General features: G+C 66.4%; 10 protein-coding genes. 1 reads left to right on the forward strand and 9 read right to left on the reverse strand.

The features are described 5' to 3' along the window. Positions 1-133 precede the first annotated feature (133 nt). Positions 134-2,110, forward strand: a complete 1,977-nt coding sequence (gene dcm / locus PUR56_RS18295) for a DNA (cytosine-5-)-methyltransferase (RefSeq protein WP_329949718.1) — start codon at positions 134-136, stop codon at positions 2,108-2,110. On the opposite strand, the gene PUR56_RS18300 is transcribed toward dcm, so the two are convergent. From PUR56_RS18300 to PUR56_RS18340, 9 genes are all read right to left on the reverse strand, one after another. Then, positions 2,025-2,633, reverse strand: a complete 609-nt coding sequence (locus PUR56_RS18300) for a very short patch repair endonuclease (protein WP_329949719.1) — start codon at positions 2,631-2,633, stop codon at positions 2,025-2,027. The genes dcm and PUR56_RS18300 overlap by 86 nt on opposite strands. Positions 2,634-2,784: 151 nt before the next feature. Then, positions 2,785-4,794 carry an AIPR family protein gene (locus PUR56_RS18305; RefSeq protein WP_329949720.1) on the reverse strand — a complete coding sequence of 670 codons (2,010 nt, stop codon included), beginning with the start codon at positions 4,792-4,794 and terminating at the stop codon, positions 2,785-2,787. Next, positions 4,787-5,797, reverse strand: a complete 1,011-nt coding sequence (locus PUR56_RS18310) for a PD-(D/E)XK motif protein (protein ID WP_329949721.1) — start codon at positions 5,795-5,797, stop codon at positions 4,787-4,789. The genes PUR56_RS18305 and PUR56_RS18310 overlap by 8 nt, the downstream gene beginning before the upstream one ends. After that, positions 5,794-8,577: a Z1 domain-containing protein gene (locus PUR56_RS18315; protein WP_329949722.1), complete on the reverse strand. Its 2,784-nt coding sequence runs from the start codon at positions 8,575-8,577 to the stop codon at positions 5,794-5,796. The genes PUR56_RS18310 and PUR56_RS18315 overlap by 4 nt, the downstream gene beginning before the upstream one ends. Before the next feature lie 68 nt (positions 8,578-8,645). Beyond that, a complete protein-coding gene (locus PUR56_RS18320; protein WP_329949723.1) occupies positions 8,646-10,121 on the reverse strand; it encodes an ATP-binding protein in 1,476 nt (491 codons plus the stop codon). A gap of 445 nt (positions 10,122-10,566) precedes the next feature. Continuing rightward, complete coding sequence (locus tag PUR56_RS18325) at positions 10,567-10,941, reverse strand: hypothetical protein (RefSeq protein WP_329949724.1); 375 nt, start codon at positions 10,939-10,941, stop codon at positions 10,567-10,569. A 15-nt stretch (positions 10,942-10,956) separates the two neighbouring features. Then, positions 10,957-12,501 (reverse strand): hypothetical protein, encoded by a 1,545-nt coding sequence (locus PUR56_RS18330; RefSeq protein WP_329949725.1) that lies wholly within the window; start codon positions 12,499-12,501, stop codon positions 10,957-10,959. An 82-nt stretch (positions 12,502-12,583) separates the two neighbouring features. Next, positions 12,584-14,476, reverse strand: a complete 1,893-nt coding sequence (locus PUR56_RS18335) for a hypothetical protein (protein ID WP_329949726.1) — start codon at positions 14,474-14,476, stop codon at positions 12,584-12,586. Continuing rightward, positions 14,476-17,931 carry a helicase-related protein gene (locus PUR56_RS18340; protein ID WP_329949727.1) on the reverse strand — a complete coding sequence of 1,152 codons (3,456 nt, stop codon included), beginning with the start codon at positions 17,929-17,931 and terminating at the stop codon, positions 14,476-14,478. The genes PUR56_RS18335 and PUR56_RS18340 overlap by 1 nt, the downstream gene beginning before the upstream one ends. Between the last annotated feature and the right edge of the window lie 410 nt (positions 17,932-18,341).

Below are 18,341 nucleotides of genomic sequence, written 5' to 3' on the forward strand. Positions count from 1 at the left end.
CGCACAACATCCGCGGGCCCTTGGAGGCAGCGATCGACCTTGTTCTCCGAGGTAGACAGTAGATCACTTGATCCCGCCGGAAGATGTGTGATCTCCTGGTGCTCGTTCATCTCGTCTTACGGAGGTTCGCACTGTGCGCAAGCAGCACTACGGGGTGCCTCTGGAGCGGAGCGACTGCCTGGAACTCAAGCGCCACAGGAACAGCTGCACGCCCGAGAACTTCGACAAGTGGCTGAGCGGCTACGGAAGTGGCAAGCGCTTGGCCGTCGACCTGTTCTCCGGCGCGGGTGGACTGAGTCTGGGGTTGGAGCGAGCTAAGTGGACGGTCGCAGCCGCAGTCGACTTCGACGAGCGAGCCCTGCAGACGCACGCCGCGAACTTCCCGGGCATGAGCCTCAAGATGGACCTGGGCAACCCCGACGAGCGTGACCGCCTCGTGGAGCTGCTGGAACCAGCCAAGATCGACCTGGTGGCCGGTGGCCCTCCCTGCCAGCCGTTCAGCAGGGCCGGCAGGAGCAAGATCCGCAGTCTCGTGAGGCATCACGGGCGTGACCCCCACGATCGCCGCAAGGAGCTGTGGAGCGCCTATCTCGACGTCGTGAAGCGTCTCCGGCCGCGTGCCGTCCTCATGGAGAACGTGCCTGACATGGGCCTCGGCGACGACTTCTTCGTGGTGCGCACCATCGAGGAACAGTTGGAGGACCTCGGCTATGCGACGCAGGTGCGCCTGGTCGACGCGTGGCGTTACGGCGTTCCGCAGCACAGGAAGCGTCTGATCCTTCTGGCGAGGAACGACGTCGAGCGGTTCGAGTGGCGCCAGGAACTGGAGCAGGAGAACCGGACCACCCTCCGGGACGCCATCGGTGATCTTCCTGTCCTGCCTGTTGTAGCCACGGAGCGTGTCGGGGAGCGTGTGCTGCCGTACATCAGCCCGTCCAAGCCCTCCAAGTTCGCGCAGGACATGCGCAAGTGGGCCCGCAAGGGCGAAGTCCGGGACCACATGACCCGACGGGTCCGGAAGGATGACTGGGAGATCTTCTCCAGCATGGACTCCAAGACCCTGTACTCGGAGATCTCCCCGGACCTGCAGCGCTACAAGGCCGACCACTTCACGGACAAGTACAAGAAGCTCGACTGGTCGGACCTCAGCAGGTCGATCACCGCCCACATCGCCAAGGACGGCTACTGGTACATCCACCCGGAGCAGCCACGCACACTCACCGTGCGGGAGGCAGCACGGGTGCAGACCTTCCCGGACCGGTTCCGTTTCGCAGGCACGCGTAGTGACGCCTTCCGCCAGATCGGTAACGCGGTGCCGCCACTCCTCGGTGAGGCCGCAGCCGAAGCACTGCTGCCCGTGAGTGACGAGCAGCCGCCCGAGGGCGGACTCCAGCCGCGGTGGCGTACGGTGCGAATGGACCTGACGGCTTGGGCCGAGGGCCAGCGCGAGTCGGAGCACTGGTACCAGCTTCCGGGCGAGCAGGTGTCCGGATTGCAGGCGGCCGTGGTGGCCATACTGTCCGGGACGAAGATGCAGCCCACGCAGCTGGCCGGGATGCTCGAGGTTGTGAGGGGGCGGACGAGCCTGAGCAAGACCGCGCTCACGGCCCTCGCCGCAGCGGCACCCACCGAGGCGGCGAGGAAGCGGGTCGGCCGACTCGCCACCGTGGTCGGTAAGTCGGCTGTCTGGGGTGACGAAGAGAAGGTGCGCGAGCACTTGGAGCTCAAGCCGGCCGAGGCGAGGCTCTACCAGTTGCTCGTCGGTGAGGACCTCCTGTGGGTGGGGCAGGGAGCGCTGCGCGTCGCCGCACGTCTGCACGGTAGCGACTCGGACCGCACGAACAGGCTCAGCGACGGCCGCGTCGACCTTGTGAAGTTGGTCGGGGCTGGCGAGGAAGCGCCGCTGCGCATGGCAGCTCTTCGCCTCATCGGGAGCAGTCTCTGCAGAGCCAAGGAGCCGCTCTGCGACGAATGCCCCCTGAGCAAGTACTGCGTTGCCAGAGACAGCGTCTCGAGCGACCTGTTCACGGACGCGATGAGCGGGACTCACGGTCGGGGGATCGTGCCGGCTCAGGCCCGTGAGGCCGGTTGCACTGCTGAGCCACGCTGAGCGCAGCGTGTTCCGCGCTCTTCCGGATCTCGCACTCCCAGACGCGTACGACGGTCCAGCCAGCCGCTTCGGCGGCCTCGGTGTTGCGGCGGTCCCTCTCCTTGTTGGTCTCGATCTTCGATGCCCACAGGGAGGCGTTAGGGCCACGGAACGACTTCGGACCGTGGACAGGACAACCGTGCCAGAAGCATCCGTCGACGAACACCGCCACGCTGTACCTGGGTAGGACGAAGTCCGCGGTGCAACGGGCAGCCACCTTGCGCTGTAGGCGGAACCTGAGCCCGAGCCGGTGGACAGCCCGCCGGAGAGCCACCTCCGGCGCGGTGTTGCTCGTGCGTCGACCGCGTAGGTGGTTGCTCAGCTCGGTGCTGACCCACTCCGCGTTGATCGTGTCCTCACGTGGTGCCATGCCTCCGGCCAGCCATTCGTCAGCCCTACGAGTGTGAGGGTGCCACACTCGTCCCATGCTTCGGGAACCTGCAGAACTCCGTGTCGACGACCAGGGTCTGGTCGAGCTTCCCATCGGTCTGCTCGCGGAGGCGGGTATCGCCCCGGGGGGCGGACCTCCTCGCCTTCAGTGACGGAGACGGCCGGATCGTGCTCCGCCGCGCCGAGGACGCCGTAAGGGATCTGCTCGAACGCGGGGAGCTCTGAGGGCCGACAAGGAGTCGGGCTTACGGGCCTGGAACGAAGCCGAGGGACAGTGCCTCGTTCCGAGCGTGCAGCGCCTGTACCGCCTGTGCCTCGGGGATCGCCTGGTCCAGTTCGAGCCGCCTGCCGACGTACTGGGCGAGCTGGCGCTGCGACGGGTCGAGGTTGTGCGTCTCCTTCGCCCAGTGTTCGATGGCGAACCACTCGTCGGCGGGGATCGAAGCCAACTCGTCGCTCGCTCCCGTGGCGCCCTCCGCGCCTCCCGCGAGTGCCTGTTCGTCCAGAGGACGGTCACGCAGCTCCGCCTCCAAGTCGCGAGGCACGGACCAGGCCACGCGGGAGACGGCGTCCCAGCAGACGGCCTTCTTGGCCCATTCGCCCACGTGGTTACCCTCACGCGGCCTGGTCACCGCCCTCATGACCCTGGGGCAGAGGTCGTCGATCGCTGCCTCGAGGACCGGGGAGATCCGCTGCTCCCGCCAGATCCTGTCGAGGTCGATGCGTTGCTCCGTCGCGAGCGACAGGCGGGCCATGGTGTACGTCGTGATCATGCTCTTGTAGCTGCCGGCCTCGTGGTTCGCGGCGATGCGGTCGACTGCCTTGAAGAGGACGGCCATGGCGATCACGCGCTGGCAGTACTGGACGTCGACGCGGGGTGGCGCCTCGCCGATCTGGTCCATGAACACGGCGAAGTTCTTCTGCGCACCACGGCTGACCTGGAAGGGAAGGTGGTTCCAGGAGTTCACGTACTTCGCAAGGTCCGCCTTGGTGAACTTCTGCTTCGTCGGGTTGAGCTTCTTGAACGTGCGCTGCTTCGCGGGGGTCCGTGCCTTGGCCACCTCGTCGGTGTACTGGCCGCGTGCCCGCTCGTAGAACCAGTGGGTCTCCTGACCGCTGCCGTCAGTCGCCGGCGCCCACAGGGACCTGGTTATCCGCTGGAGGGCCACGTGGTACTCGTGGTTCGAGCTGAAGTCGACCAACGTCACGCGGTTCTGCGTGTTGGAGTACTCGGAGATCATCGGGACGATCTCCGAGAGGCGCTCCGGAGAGACCTCGGTCAGCTTCATCTGCACCATCACGTGTGACAGGTCGGCCTTGTCGCGGCTGGACGCGTAGTGCAGCGACGCCGTCGTCTGGCCACCGTTCACCACCTGGAGCCCGTGCACCCGGGAGATGCCTGTCGGCCTGCCGTCCGGACCGCAGGCGAAGTCGACCTGCGAGGCAGTTGCAGTGATGCCGTTGTTGTAGGCCAGGAACCTGCCTGGGGAGTTCAGCAGAGTCTCCCGGATACCGCGGTTGACCGACCCACGGGCCTGAAGGAAGGAACGGACGTTCAGTTCGAGGAGCCTCGTGCCGTACTCCCCGTACAGAGCCGCCAGTCTCTGACCGGGGATAACCGCCAGGGTCACCGAGTGGTCCGGCTCGCTGCTGGGTGCCGAGACGCAGGACAGCGGGGGGTCGAACGAGACCACGATGGGCTCGCTGATGCTGCCGGAGGTCGCGTGGCGGTGCAGTCGCGCCAAGTCCCAGACCTCGTGGGTCACGGGGAGCCCGTCGAAGTCGGTGGGCGGGACCACGGTGCCCGTGCCGACACGGTTGCTGAGGAGGAAGAGCCGTATCCGCTGCACCTCGGTGAGCGCCTTTTCCACCGCGGCACACATGTCGTAGACGTCGAAGGACTCGTCGATGTGCTGGCGCAGTCCGTCCCGGCATCGCCGGACGAACGTGAGGAGCCGTTTGAACGCGGTCTCGGTCTGCCCCTTTGTCAGCTTCGACTGCAGGGGGTCCAGCTCGAAGTCCGTGACGAAGAGGTCGAGGCACTCCCCTGAGTCACCTATTCCGTACCCGTGAACCAGATGCCCATGTGCACCGTGATACGCGGTGAACGTGTTGGACGCGATGCCGGCCTGCTCCAAGTCCTCGAACACTCGCCGCGTGAACGTTTCCGGGGTGGTGGTCCCCTCGGCGTCGGCGGTCGCTTGGACGTCCGCGACGAGGTCGCGGGCGTACTGGGACAGGTCGAGCTCAGACATCGATTCCCCCGATCAGTGCGGTCACCTCGTCGGTGCTGGCGCGGTGCTGATCCAGCCCCGAGGTGCTCACGTGGTACGTGCAGTCTCCGACACCTTCGGGAAGATCGGCCTCCACGATTCTCGGGAAGTTCTCCCGTACGTGCCAGAAGCGCAGGTCACGGAGGGTGTAGCGAGGTTCTTCGTACAGGTTGCGCTGTCCGGGGAGGTAGCCGGCCTGCACGAGTCGGCCGTCGAAGGCGGCACGCACGGCAGGGCTGGTGAGGCGCTCCCGAATCCGATCCACCAGGCGGTTGAGGCTCTCTCCCGAACCGCCCCGGCGTTCGTCGAGCATGGCCAACGACAGCAGGAGCGAGGGCGTTCCGGTGTCGTCCAGCTGGCGCTCGCTCGCGATCCGGATGCTCCGGGGTTGCCTGGCGGTGCTTGCCTTCGCCTCCACCGCGACCCCAGGCAGCTGGAAGTCCTGGTTGGCCCCACTCGGCCCTGTCCATGCCTCGACGGCCACAGCCGCGGCGACGACGGGCAGGATGCGGTCGTGCAGCACCAGAAGCTCACCGAAGAGTCCTCGGCGGGCCTCGGGACCGAGACCGTCACTGCCAACAGCACGCAGGAGGTCCTGCCACCGCTCGAACCTCTCCACCGCTGCCGTCAGAGCTGCTGCGGCCCCCGGGGCCTCTCTGACCGTGTCAGCGACGTCCGTGACGAGCGGGTTGAACACCTCCCGGAGCTCGTTGGCGGTGAGGACCACTTGGAGCTCGTACTCGAGACGCGACACAGCGCTCAGGCTCATCTCGAGACCGGCCGCACGGGGTAGCCTGCTCACGGACCGCACGATGTGCTCCGCTGAGCGGGCGTCGGCCCTGAGAACGAGCATGCGCTGCCGTGCCGGGTGGGAGACGGAGAGGTAGACGTCCAACGGGGCGTCAGGATGCAGGCGAATCCTGGACCGACCGGGAGCGTCCTGGGGAGCCTCCAGATCGTGCCACTCGGCCTCGGTGATCGTCACTCCCCGTCCTCCTCGTCGTCATCGAGGGCGTCAAGGCCCTCCTTCTGCCAGATGCTGTTGACGACGTACTCGGTGTCGGACTGGTGCTCAGACTCCGGGAAACTCAACTGGAAGCCCACCAGCGGTGACTGGGCCGGACCGTCCTCGGTCGCCGGCCGCTCGATCAGGTAGACGAGCAGCAGTGCTTGGTCGGGTCGGCGCTGCCAGCGGATCTGCTCGCCCGAAGGGGACTGGGGGACCTTCTCGCGCTTCTTGCGCGCCGCAGCCTCCCGTGTCCTCTCCTTCGCGGCCTCCACCTGCGGGTCGTCCAGATCACGGTATTCGTCGGGCGGACTGAGCAGACGGCGAATCGTGTATCGGCCCTCGGCCTTGACGTCGTTGAGCGCTGTACGCTCCACGGGCCCCACGTTGTAACCAGCGACGTTCTGCCAGTCCTTCGTGGTCCTCTTGCCGACCAGGCGAACTGTCCACTGTGGAAGCTCGCCCACAGCCATGCACTGTTCGATGTACTTGGCGATGAACCGGGGGCGGACTCGCTGTGCCATTCGATCGGTCTCATAGCCGGAGAGGAACTCGACGATGGGGTCGGAGGGCACCCGTCCCCACACCACGCTGGCGCCTGGTGCCTCCTGGCCGGCAGTCGTGAGACCGTCGAGCCTCTGTACGAAGTCTCCGAGGACCTTGAGGTTGTTCTCTACAACTCCGTCGGCCACATTGAAGATCACGGTCTCCGGCCCTTCACCGGAGTAGCTGAGCATCACCTTCGTGCCTTGGCGCATCTTGTTGGCCGCCGTGACCGCGAGGCCCAGTGAGGAGGCACGTACCTTCAGGCCGAAGAGTCGTGGGGTGAGGCCCACTGCAGCCATCTCCTCTACCTCACGCCGCAGTTCATCCGTCGCAGCGGTCACCTCGATGTACTTGGCCTGCAGGTCGGGAGTGGTGTAGAGACGGCAGAGATCCTCGTGCCCAGGCCGGTACCCGAACCAGCGGCCCATCTGCAGCAGGCTGTCGTACGTGCTGGACGTACGCAGGTAGTAGCTGACGGTCAGGCCATCCAGGGTGAGTCCTCGGGAGAGCTTCTGGCCGCCGACTGCGATGACGGAGAGGCCGGCCCTCCGGTGCTCGTAGTAGTCGAGCGCGTCTCGTGAGGTGCCGTTCACCGTCTTGACCACGATCTTGCGTAGTGCGGGAAGGAGCTGGCTGGACACCTCCTCCCAGGTGAGGCGCTGAGCCTCGTCCGCCGTGAAATGCCCCGTGGTCGGGACGAAGTCCCGCTCCCACAGAGCCTGAAGCTCTGCCATGCGCTGCGGAGCCTGTCCGTACCGGTCGCGGAGGGAGTCCACGAGGAGACGCAGGTGGTCGTCCACCTGGTCCTTGACGATCCCCTGGACCGCGGTGAAGCGGGTGACGTGGACCAGCATCGAGTTGTGGACCTTCACCTGCCCCCGTGCCCGTCGCGCTGCACTGGCGAGGACGAAGGAGGCAATCGCTTCGCGGAGGGAGGGAGGAAGGTCGTCGGAGGGGGTGTAGGAGGACTTGTGCTTACTGGGAATCCAGCTCTCCGCGTCTTCCACCAGGCGTACGAGCGGAAGAGGCGGCACGTCCTCCTCGTCGTCGGCGTCGACCTGGAGCCCGAACACCCGCTCTGGGCCGAGGTAGTTCGTCGGAGACGGCAGGGTGCGGATGAAGCTGTCGGGAAAGAGGTCGGCACCGAGTTCGGCGTGGTCGACGTCAGGGTCGATGTAGATGTTGGCGAACGGGGTGGCGGTGTACCCGACGTACGCCGACTTCTCGAAGCTCCTCATGAGTTCGCGGATCGCACCGTTGGTCTTGGTGGGATCCGCGTCAGGATCACGCTCGGTGTTGATGGAGGCGTTGTCCGCCTCGTCGTCGATGATGAACAGTGGGATGTCGCGTACGACCTTGTTCCCCGTCTCGTCCTCCGTCCCCTGGACCTCGGTCACCCACGTACGCAGGTACTCGAGGATCTTCCAGTGCTTCTTGACGACGAGAACCACGGGGAATCGACCGAGCGGGAAGTTGACGGCGTTCGCCGCCTGTCGGCCGAAGTCGCCCTTCTCCGAGCTGTTGGTGGGGGACGCGATGTCGAGCTTCTTGGCACCGGGCATACGGCCGGCGCCCATGAGGCGGGACTTGCCGTTCTGGTTGGACCGCTGCTGGTGTTGGGTGTCGAAGCCGAGCAGCCCCTCGTCGACGCGCAGCTGGGTCTGGCTCCGGAGGTCGTTGTGAATGCCGGCGAGGATCACCACGAACTGGTACCCAGCGTCCACGGCCTTCGCAGCGAGTCCGATGTACTGCCCGGTCTTGCCCGACTGGACCTGGCCGATCACGAGGCCGGTCCGGCGCCAGGAGCCGACCCGGCGCGGGTCCTCGAGCTGACTCAGGACGTCGTCCGTGCTCTGGTCCAACCGACGGACGACGAGCGGGGGAAGGTTGCTGACGTCCTCCAGGTACCGGCGGTAGCGCTCCCAGAAGTCCCAGGACCGGTCGTTCTTGGCCTCCGGTAGCCAGGGCTCGTGTCCGCTGCTGCTCTCCAGCCCGGAGGAGCCCTCCTGGAACACGGCGGTCAGGGCCTCGATGTCCTTGGCTAGCTGGTCACGGTCGAGCACCTCGCCCTGGCCGGCCAGCATCCCGAAGATGACGGTGACCGCGTTCTGCACCTCGGCTGGTGTCGGCTGACGGTCCTGCGACAGAAGTGCGAGAACCAGGCGACGGGCCTTGGCAAGGGACTCAAGGGAGTCCTCGGGGGTGGAACTCACGCTGGACCTCCGACTGGGCGGAAACGGCTGGGGGCGGGCTAGGGTCGGCTACTGACACATCATCCGGTTCACCCGGTCCAGAAGCCCTCCAGCTGGTCGAAGGGGGGCATCGTCCGAAGGCGTTCGCGAGCGGCGGCCGGCGAGCGGCCGTCGGAGACCAGCGCCTCGTAGATCCGCTGTGCGACCTCTGCTGCCTCTGCATCGGCGACTCCGGGGCCACCGAAGGGTTCGGGGTCGTCGCTCGTGTCGGTCTCGTGCATCACCCGTAGGGCGGTGACCGGCACGGTCTCCTCGAGCAGACGGATCAGTGCACGCACGTCGGCTGAGCTGGCACTGCCAGGACGCAGAGCCGCCTTCACCAGCGGATGCCCGCGGTTGATCCTGCAGGTGACCCGGTCGTCGGCACGACGGACGTTCCACGCGTACAGCAACGGGTCCCCATGCGTTCGAGCTGCGATCTGCCCACGGTGGCGAAGGACGTCAGCGGCCCTTCTCCTGGCCTGGAGGGCGATGCGGCGGAGATGAGAACGCAGGGCGACAGGTGGGACGACGCTGGACTTCCGGACATCGACCCCCCACTCGACATCCGTCTCGACAGGGATGTCGACAGCGATCCGCGCCAGGTTGTACTTCTCCTCGCGACGCAACCCGCGCTGCCCGAGCCAGTCGCCAGCCAGGATCAGACGGTCCCGGCGGTACACGTAGAACCCCTGCTGGTCGAGCCAGCCACGTGGGCCGCCAGCCTTCTCGTACTCGTCCTGACTGAGCCTCTGTGCGCTGGGGAGGACGAACGCCTCCACCCGCACGGAACCTGTTCCCAGTGGCAGACGCTCGACGGGAAGTGGCTGTACGGACGGGTGGCGGGACAGGAACGGGTCCCAGGGCTCGACGAGGCTGCCGGAGACCCGCAGGTTGCGGCGTCGACCTCCGGTGAGGAAGCGGGCGAAGACCATGCCCAGATGCGACTCCGTTCGGGTGGCCTCCGCGTAGAACTGCTTCTGGGTCCGCTCGTCCTCCATCGCCACCGCATCGGTGTGGTAGCCGTTGAGACGTCGCCAGAGCACGACGGTGCCGTGCTCTGCCGTACCCCGGATCGTTTCGAGCAGCTCGGTGGTCTCCTCATCCGCACCGTGCAGCAACCGCCACTCTCCGGTCTCCTCGACGACGTCGAGGTCCCACGTGCGCACGTGCCACATACCGGAGGTCGCGGTGGCGACGGTGAGCTGGCGGGCCTGCGAGAAGGAGGCCGACTTGAGACCGACACCGAAGCGTCCCAGGTCCGTCGCACTGCGGGGTGTCCCAGGTCCCCGGGCCGCCACGGTCATGGCGGTCACGAGCCCGTCTGCGGTCATCCCGGTACCGTCGTCGACCACGGCGATCCACGAGTCCCGTCCAGCCCAGGTGAATTCGACGTCGATTGTGGATGCCCCGACGGAGATGCCGTTGTCCACGAGATCTGCGATGGCGGCCGGCAACGAGTACCCGAGCGAGCTGAGGGAAGCGACCATGCCCGCAGGTTCGGGGGCGGCGATGTCGTACATCATGCTCGGTTCTGGTCTCGCTTCCCGTTCTGACTACTACTCAGTGCGCGCCCATCCGGGGGAACCGGACGAGCGAAGGTTGCGGGGACTGCGCACACGGAGCATCGGCACCGCCCGCTCTCGCCCCCGTCCCAAGGCACCCCAGGCAGATGGTAGTAGGGAGTCGAAGCATTGGCTGCTACACCTGTCAGATCGGTGCATCATCCACCGGTTGTCCAGCCGTCACCACACAGCACAGGTGATCCGCTGAGCCCAAGCCGCAGCGCGGCCGCCGAGCGGTCCTCTTCTCCGCGGGTTTGATCAATTGACTTGTGCTGGACGGAAGCGAGGCGGTACCACGTGTCGGCGCTCTCCCAAAACCGTGGTTCTGGATCACTTTCCGCGGAAAGTGATCCAGAACCACGGTTCAGCGACCGCCGACACTGCTACCCCCGGGTCCTTTCGGACATCACACTCCCAGATACGGATGACACGCCAGCCGGCGTCCCGCGCGGCCTGGGCGTTGCGGCTGTCCCGTTCCTGGTTGGCCGTGATCTTGTCTCTCCAGAACTGTGCGTTGGGCCCTCGGAGCTCGCGGGCCCCGTGTTGTGGGCAGCCGTGCCAGAAGCAGCCGGCCACGAACACTGCGCGTGCCAACGGGGCAGCTCAGGACGAAGTCGGGTGTGCATCGTGGCGCGACAGTGCGGTGGAGACGGAACCGGAGCCCGAGCGCGTGGACGGCCTTCCGCAGTGAGACCTCGGGGCGGGTGTTGCGGGTGACCCGTCCCCGGAGGTGGCTCCCGCGCTCCGTGCTGACCCACTCCTGCTCTTCCACGTCAACCACAACCTCAACACTCGGCTACCGGAACCTGGGTTGCCACTGGTACGGGGACATTCCGATCGTGTCCAGGTGTACCAGACGGGGCCCGATGCGGATGGTCTTCCGGGTGATCTGGAAGTGCACGCCCTCGGAGGGGAGGACTGGCTTCCTCAGAATGTCCACCACCTGCGGCAACGCGGACGGCCTGCCCAGGCCGTGCAGGTACCTCAGGGAGGTCGAGAACATGTCGGGCACGGGTAGCGGTCGGAGACACAGCTGCTGAGGCGTGCCCACGCACCAGGTCCAGTCGATGCCGTCGAATGGTGGCCAACCAACGGGTAGGTCGACGGTTGCCATGTTCGACCGAAGTTCTCCCCGAAGGCGGTCGAGTTGCCTGGCGGCCGAGGTGGCCCAGTTCTCGATCTTCACGACCTCCGTGGAGGTTACTGCGTCGATCGGCCACTTGATCTCTACGCAGAGCCCGACACGTCGCACCGGGTCAACGGCGATGACATCCAGGTCACCAGCCAGCTTCCCATCAGTTCGGTACGCGGGCACCTGGTCAGCAACCAGCGCCCCGGGCACACCCCCGAGCCACTCCGTCCAAGCAACTGCACGCTCACCCAGCTCACGCCCGACGGGACCGAAACGGCGGAAGTCGGACGCAGCCGATCGAAGCACGATGGGGTCGATCGTCCGAGGCGTCAACAGAGGCGGACAGAGGATGATCTGCTCACCGTGTTGCACGAGTGGCGAGGTCCTGCTGGAACGTCCCGGTCGGAAGATCAGCCGTTCCACGGTGAGGATCCTCTGCTCCTCCGGGACCGTGGGACACAGCTCGGCGAGGACTGCGTGGAGCCTGGCCAGAGGCATGTGGGCGAGAGTGCTCTCCAGACGGGAAAGCCGGATCGCCGTGTGCTCGCAAAGGGAGGCCAGCCCCATGAGTACGGCCATGACGCGCGCCATGCCCCCCACGGTCAGACCATCACCGAGAGCGAACGAATCCGGCAGGTGGCCCTCCGGCACGGCCTGCCGGTATGCCGCTATCTCGGCGGCGGCTCGTTCGACGGCGGCCGCAAGGACCTCGATGGGGGGTCCGCCTCGTGAGTCGACAGGCCTTGTGGAGATCCACCGCAGCTCGATCTCGGACGGATCCGGGACGGCGCGGGGTGTGGCCCGCCGCTCGAGGTGGATATCGGCAACCTCGACGGCAGGATCCCAGCGGTGGCGAACGCGGAAGATGTTCCGCGACCGACGGACCTCGTAGGCTCCCGCCCGGATGCTGGTCTCCAGGGAGGCGAGGCGGGAGATGTCAGCCGCGGCTAGGGCAATCTCGAGGGCGGCCTTCTCGGAGCATTCGTCGTCACCGAACGGAAGCTCGTGGTGCCAGCTGATCAGTTGTGCGAGGACGCTCTCCCACGGCACGTCAGTGTCCAGGCCCGCCGTGATCTCCATCGCGCGTAGTCTGGTGGCGGTCCGGAGGAGGACGTAGATCCGATCCGGGCCCGAGTTCCAGGCTGGATTGTCCCGGACCTGGCGGCGTCGGTACGTGATCGCGTCCAGGAGCTCCTCTTCTGGTGTCACTGGGATCGGGGCTCCATATCGTGTTGGGTCAGGCTGTGGCTGAACATGGTGAGGGAGGGGCCTCAGGGGCCCCTCCCTCACCTCAGAGGGTGGGGTCCCAATAGCCGATGCGGTCTCCGTCGGGTGAGCCGAACAGGTGCCACCGGGAGAGGTTTCGGTTCCAGAACTGGCATGCAGTCTCAGGAAGTTGGAGACATCCGTGATCCGCCCCCTCGTTCGTGAGCATGCAGTTCGGGTCGTACAGGCACGAGTCGTTGTCGACTGCACGGGTCACGACCGCATCCAGGTTCTGCTCGAGGACAGTACGTAGGGCGCCGAGGCTGAAGTCGCTGCCACCGTTCGGGTAGATCGCGAAGGCGAGATCGTGAGGGAAGAGGTACTCCGAAAGGCTCGTCTCGCTGTAGCCACTGTCCACTGCCAACGCGCGAAGAAGCTGGTGCGACAGAGAGTGCAGCAGCCCGAACAACTCGTGGACCGGCAGGTCCGGATCGTCCTTCGCAGGTCGGCTCTCACGCCGCACTGACTCTCCGTCGCTCCGCCCGAGCTGGTGCACCAGCCACTGCGCGACGCCACCAGCCTCCTCGAGATCGGCCGCGGGGACCAGACTGTTGCGGACCAGCCAGCGGCTCACTCTCTTTCTGTCCACGGGAAAGAGCAGGGCCTCGGCCTGTGTCGGATGTGCGTAGAGGAGGGTGTTGACCGATGCGCCCCGTGATGCTCGCCCGCGGTACGGGACAAGGTCGGCTTCCTCGGGGCTGAACCCGGTCCGGCTGTAGCCGATAGCCAGGTAGGTGACTGGTAGATCACTGACCAGACAGGTGGATTCGTCTAACCCGGCTCCGGCCAGAACGTGTGGGTAGCGCTCGTAGAGTGCGCGACGGTCCGGGTTCCGAGCTTCACGAACGAGGCGGGGAATGCTCAGGCGGTCCAGGTTGAGCACCCGTCGGTAGGTGTGGAGCTCGGCAGCGAGAGTCTGCGCTGCCTCGCTGGCGGTGTCGAGGGACAGGCTCTTGCTGACCCGTTCTCGTAGGCTGTCCACCTCCACCGGCATGAACCGGGACCTCAGGGCACGGGCCTTCTCCGTCAGGCCGGCCTCCTCCATGGCCTGGATACTTTCCACAACCTCCACGGGGACGTCTACGGTGTGTCCGTCGGTGAGCCTACGGAACTCGTCCTCACTGATCTCCCCGAGCCACCAGCCCAGGACGGCGGTGGTGTAGACGGGATTCCTGAGTCGCTGGGCCTCCTGGGCGCTGGTGACGTTCACGAGCGTGAGGCCTTGGCCCACATGGGCAGCCCCTGCGGTGTGCAGGAGCGGGCTCATGTACTTCTCCGGATACCGGCACGACGGGTTGTTGCAGTTCCACTGCACCGGGAGGTGGAAGCCGCACCCCATGCACTCCCAGCGAAAGTCGCGGAACCGGCTGGGGCGGTCGTCAAGTTTGAACCGGTTGTGCCCGCGCGGGCAGCCGCGGGGAGGGTGCATCTGCACGACCTCCCCACAGCGGTGCGCGAACACGAACTGGAGCTGCCGGTTCCCCGTGTTGTTACCGCAGGCGGGGCAGGCAGGTGGCCAGTCGTCACTCCCTGGTCGCGGATCGCCTGCCGTCCACACGTGCCCGCATCGTCCACTGGAACAGCGGACGACCTGAGGCCAGACGCGACAGAAGACCTTACCTGGGACGACGACCTCGTAGTGGCGCGCGGCCAGTGGGCCGCTCGGGAACTCCGGAGCCCGGTCCGCGCCTTGGGCCACGGAACTTCCGGCGCTGCGCCACCGCCGCACGAAGCGCATGGCCTCCGTGACGAGATGATCGCTGTCCAGGGACGGTCCGTCGAAGGCGTCGTCGCGACCGTACTGGACCACCTGGGCCGTGTACCCGGCCCTGTGGTCGAAGGTCTGGCCAGGGCGGTACCGGTAGAGGACCTGGCCGCGGTCACGGGCCATGTCGTCGCTCCTGGGGTTGAACGCCATCACGACTTCCTGTCGGACTGTACGTAGAACGGGAGGCCCTCGGAGACGTCCCGGAGGCTGGTCATGGGCCTGTGCTCAAGCCCCAGGTAGTCACCGGTGGCGCGGTACCCGCGGGAGCCGCCAGCCGCTATCCCCGCCGCGGCTCCGGCTGACCTGATACTGGCGAGTGCGTGCTCGACCATCTCCTCGAGGTCGCTGCGGAGTTCCTCGGCCTCGGGCCGGCTTGAGTGGAAGACGGCGTGCAGGGACTCCAGCAACCGGGTGAGCTGGAGGGAGCCCAGACCTCCCTGGCCGGTGTCGCGGAGTGCCGACTGCATCCGGGACAGGTCGTGGAGGTGCGTGGGCGCATTCCCGGTGAACCACCAGTCCCGATTGGCTACTTGGAGAACCTGACCCATGAGGATTCCCGGCAGTGTCCGGCGGACAGCGAACCGGCTCCACCGGTTGATGGCCACGGGTTCGACCATGCGGTCCAGATACTCGTGGAACTTGCCGTGGTACCGGTAGTGCGACCGGTCCCGCTCTCGCACGGGATTGAACAGCATGAACACGAGGCCGTGGTACGTACGCCCAACCCGCGACGATGCCTGGATGTACTCCGCCATGGACCTGGGCATTCCGTTGAACAGCATCATGTTCAGTCGATCGACGTCGACACCATGGCTGACCATGCTCGTCGCGACCACCATCCTTGTGGAGCCGCCCGAGGTCCCGACGTCGTCCAGGACGGTGCGCACCTCGTCCAGGGGCGTCTCTCCCTTGAGCTCCGCGATCTGCAGGTCCGGGAATCCCTCCCTGCGGAGGGCCTCGTTTACCTGCGTGTCAAGGGAGCGCCGAATCTTCCCGAAGTCCACGAGCGTTGTCGCATAGGTCAGGCTCGTGCGATACAGATCCACGGTGCTCTGCAGCTCCTGCGGTGACCAGGCAGCGAGTTGGGCCGGGAGCTCCTGGCCCAACTCGATCTTCCAGAGGGCACGGTGGGCCGACGTCAGGATCCTCACAAGCGTCATCTCCGCGGTTCCCCGCGTTGGCATCACCCCGACGAACCGACGCAGTGGCAGGCTGCGGTCGAGCCGCCAGTAGAAGCTCTCGTCAAGGTTGGGGCCTGGGAGCGGCACCACAACAGACCGGAGACCGAACAGATGCTCGCACTGCCTGTCCTCGCCACGGATCGTGGCCGTCGTCGCCACTACCTTCATCCTCACCCCTCTCCCGTCGGGGCGTTGCCGTGACGACAGCGTGCGCTGAACCTCAGCAAGCAAGCCCTCGTAGTGCCCCGAGAAGGCGCCGAGCTCCTCGTTAACCATGTGGAGTTCGTCGATGATCTCCAACGACGGCGACGGGTCGTACAGAGGTTTCGCCAGGCGCTCCGGAGGGGACTTCGGGTGCCCGGGTGCTTGGCGCTCGTGACACTTGCCGCCGCGGCCGTACCCGTGAAGGGGGCACTTACAGTCCACGTCACCGAACAGGGCCCCGAAGCGGTCCGAGAGGCCGATGTTGGCCAGTTTGTCCAGCGTTCCCACGACGACCGTGGGCAGGTAGCGGTAGATCTCCGTGTCGACCACCATGATGGGCAACGTCTGACCGCACTCCGAGTTCGTGCACACGTGCCTGAGTCGCAACTCGGATGGGTCGGGAGGGGGGATCTCCACGGACCTCTCGCCGCAGTACGGGCAGTCGTGAACGAGGCGGTACTTGTGCCGAGCTTCCGCACTGGAGCGGAGCCTGGCGAGCATACCCGGGTCGCTCGTCAGGGAGTTCGGGGTGTTAGCGGCGCCGGCGTAGAAGCCGATGAAGAACGGCCATCCGGGGCCACCGCCAAGCTCCCGCAGTACTTCCTCGTTCCTTCGCCGCACCGTGTCGGCCGCTGCCACCACGTTCAGCTGCCGTTGCGTCTGCTGAAGCGTCAGCAACCTGAGCGGGAACCTACACCAGGCGGAAACCCCGATTCCCTTGCCACGGGCCCGGTCGTAGAACATGCAGACCAGAACCAGGCCGAGGTATGCCTCGGTCTTGCCACCACCGGTCGGATACCAGACGACGGTTGCGGCCTCGGTGGGGTCGGCGTTGTCCTCTTCACCCCATAGCCCCGGGGTGAAGAGGTGCTCAGGGTGTTCCCGCCAGGCCAGAGCGCCCAGCTGACTAACGATCGCGACCAGTTGGAAGAGACGCCAACCAAGGTTCCTGCGCTTGCTTCGACGATTGACCTCCACCATGGTTTCGTTCGCGAGACGGAACGCGGCCAGCAAGCGCGGGTCCCGGCGCAGCCAGGCCACACCATCTCGGAAACGGGCGACCTCACGGGCGGATGCCTCACGGTCAGCCTCCTTCCGCCGCGCCAGGTTGGGCCTGTCCGCCAGATCGTCGGCACGCCAGACAGGACTGTCCAGATATGCCTCCATTTCCTCCGCCAAGCCATCCAGGACCGGTAGGGGGTCCGAACTGAGCCGCTCGTACCCCCACTGTTCGTCGGTCCTCGCCACCGCCCGATGGGTGTCGTGAACAGGAACTGGCACGCTACGGACCGCAATGAGCTGGGAGCCGTGCCAACGGGGCTCGACACCGCAGTTGTTGGCGTAGGCGGCAAGTTCACCGGAGTAGCGGTAGGCGTCCGCACCCAGGTCCATCACGATGGGAAGCAGTCGGTCGCCCTCGACCTCCAGGCCGGCCTGGAACAGGAAGTTGTCCCTGGACTCGTCCCGACGGGTCCGGCCGGCGTTGCGGCCACGCCCCTGCACGGTCACTACGGCTTCCTCGGCCATGTTCTGCAGAGTGGCGGTGACCCGGAGCCGCCGAGTGGATACCGGCCTCACGGTGAGTAGAACGCGCGCGTCTGGAGCGGGGACTACTGGAGCGCCGGTGACCTCAGTTGCCAGCCACCTCTCGAAGCTGCTGTCATCTGCCATCGCCGTCGGTGGCACCATCCGCTCGCGGCGGTCGTCACCAGTCCGCCGGTCGATCCGAGGGTCCCTGAGTGCCTGCTGCACCGCCTCCTCGAACGAGCTGTGGAACTCCTGGCGCAGTACGTCCCGGACACGAGCCTCGTGGTCCAGCACCACCTCCACCGGCCCGACTTCCACCGTGAGCTGGCGGAACAGTGGCGCGAGCCGATATGGCTCGTCGCGGGGGCCAGCCCACTCCAGCTGCTGCATTCGGGTAGGCAGAGCGGAGTAGTAGAAGGAGGCGCGGGCCTTCACCGTCACACTGCTGGAGTTCTCTGCCTCGAACTCGAACCCGAGACTGTCCGGCGTGATGCGGCCGAGCCTGACGGTAGCGCCTGCCGAGTCCGCGTTGTGGGGCCCGAGACTCTCCATGAAGTAACGCGCGTTGGGCGGCTCACCCAGGCAGATGTCCCCCTGGGACTCCCCGGTGGCGTCGGCCACGACGGCGCGGACGAGATGCTCGACGATCGCCGTCTGTTGGGCGACGCTGGGCTCGAGGACCGGCGTGGTCATCGCGCCTCCCGGACGGACGATCCTCGGGTACGGCCAAGGTCCGTGGCTGAGACACCCGACCTCGTCAGGTGGGCCGTTCGAAGACGCCACGTGCGCTGTGCGGGCGGTCGGTGGAGGGCAGCCGTCGACCCAACTCCTGTGCTGTGTGGGATTGCTACCCGATCAATGGAGTAGAGCAGTCGACGGGAGGGCGACGGCGCCGGCGGGTACGCCGAGCCGACCCCCAGGACAGGGGTGTCCACGGGATCTCCAGGTCCGCGAGCCAGAAGCCGCCATGGCACGGCGCCATGGCCGGACACCTTCCGCTCATCCGGACCACAGAAGCATGAGAGGCCAGGACCGCCGGATTCAAGCCCTCACACACAGGTGGGCGAGTTTGTCTCGATCTAGCGCATCTATAGCCAAAACAC

Origin of the sequence: Streptomyces sp. BE303 (assembly GCF_036290945.1) — a bacterium.
Taxonomy (GTDB): Bacteria; Actinomycetota; Actinomycetes; order Streptomycetales; family Streptomycetaceae; genus Kitasatospora.

Coding starts and splice junctions, on each gene's coding strand:
- PUR56_RS18320 (WP_329949723.1), bottom strand. CDS start 10,121: ATGATGTACGACATCGCCGCCCCCGAACCTGCGGGCATGGTCGCTTCC.
- PUR56_RS18340 (WP_329949727.1), bottom strand. CDS start 17,931: ATGACCACGCCGGTCCTCGAGCCCAGCGTCGCCCAACAGACGGCGATC.
- PUR56_RS18305 (WP_329949720.1), bottom strand. CDS start 4,794: ATGTCTGAGCTCGACCTGTCCCAGTACGCCCGCGACCTCGTCGCGGAC.
- PUR56_RS18300 (WP_329949719.1), bottom strand. CDS start 2,633: ATGGGAAGCTCGACCAGACCCTGGTCGTCGACACGGAGTTCTGCAGGT.
- PUR56_RS18335 (WP_329949726.1), bottom strand. CDS start 14,476: ATGGCGTTCAACCCCAGGAGCGACGACATGGCCCGTGACCGCGGCCAG.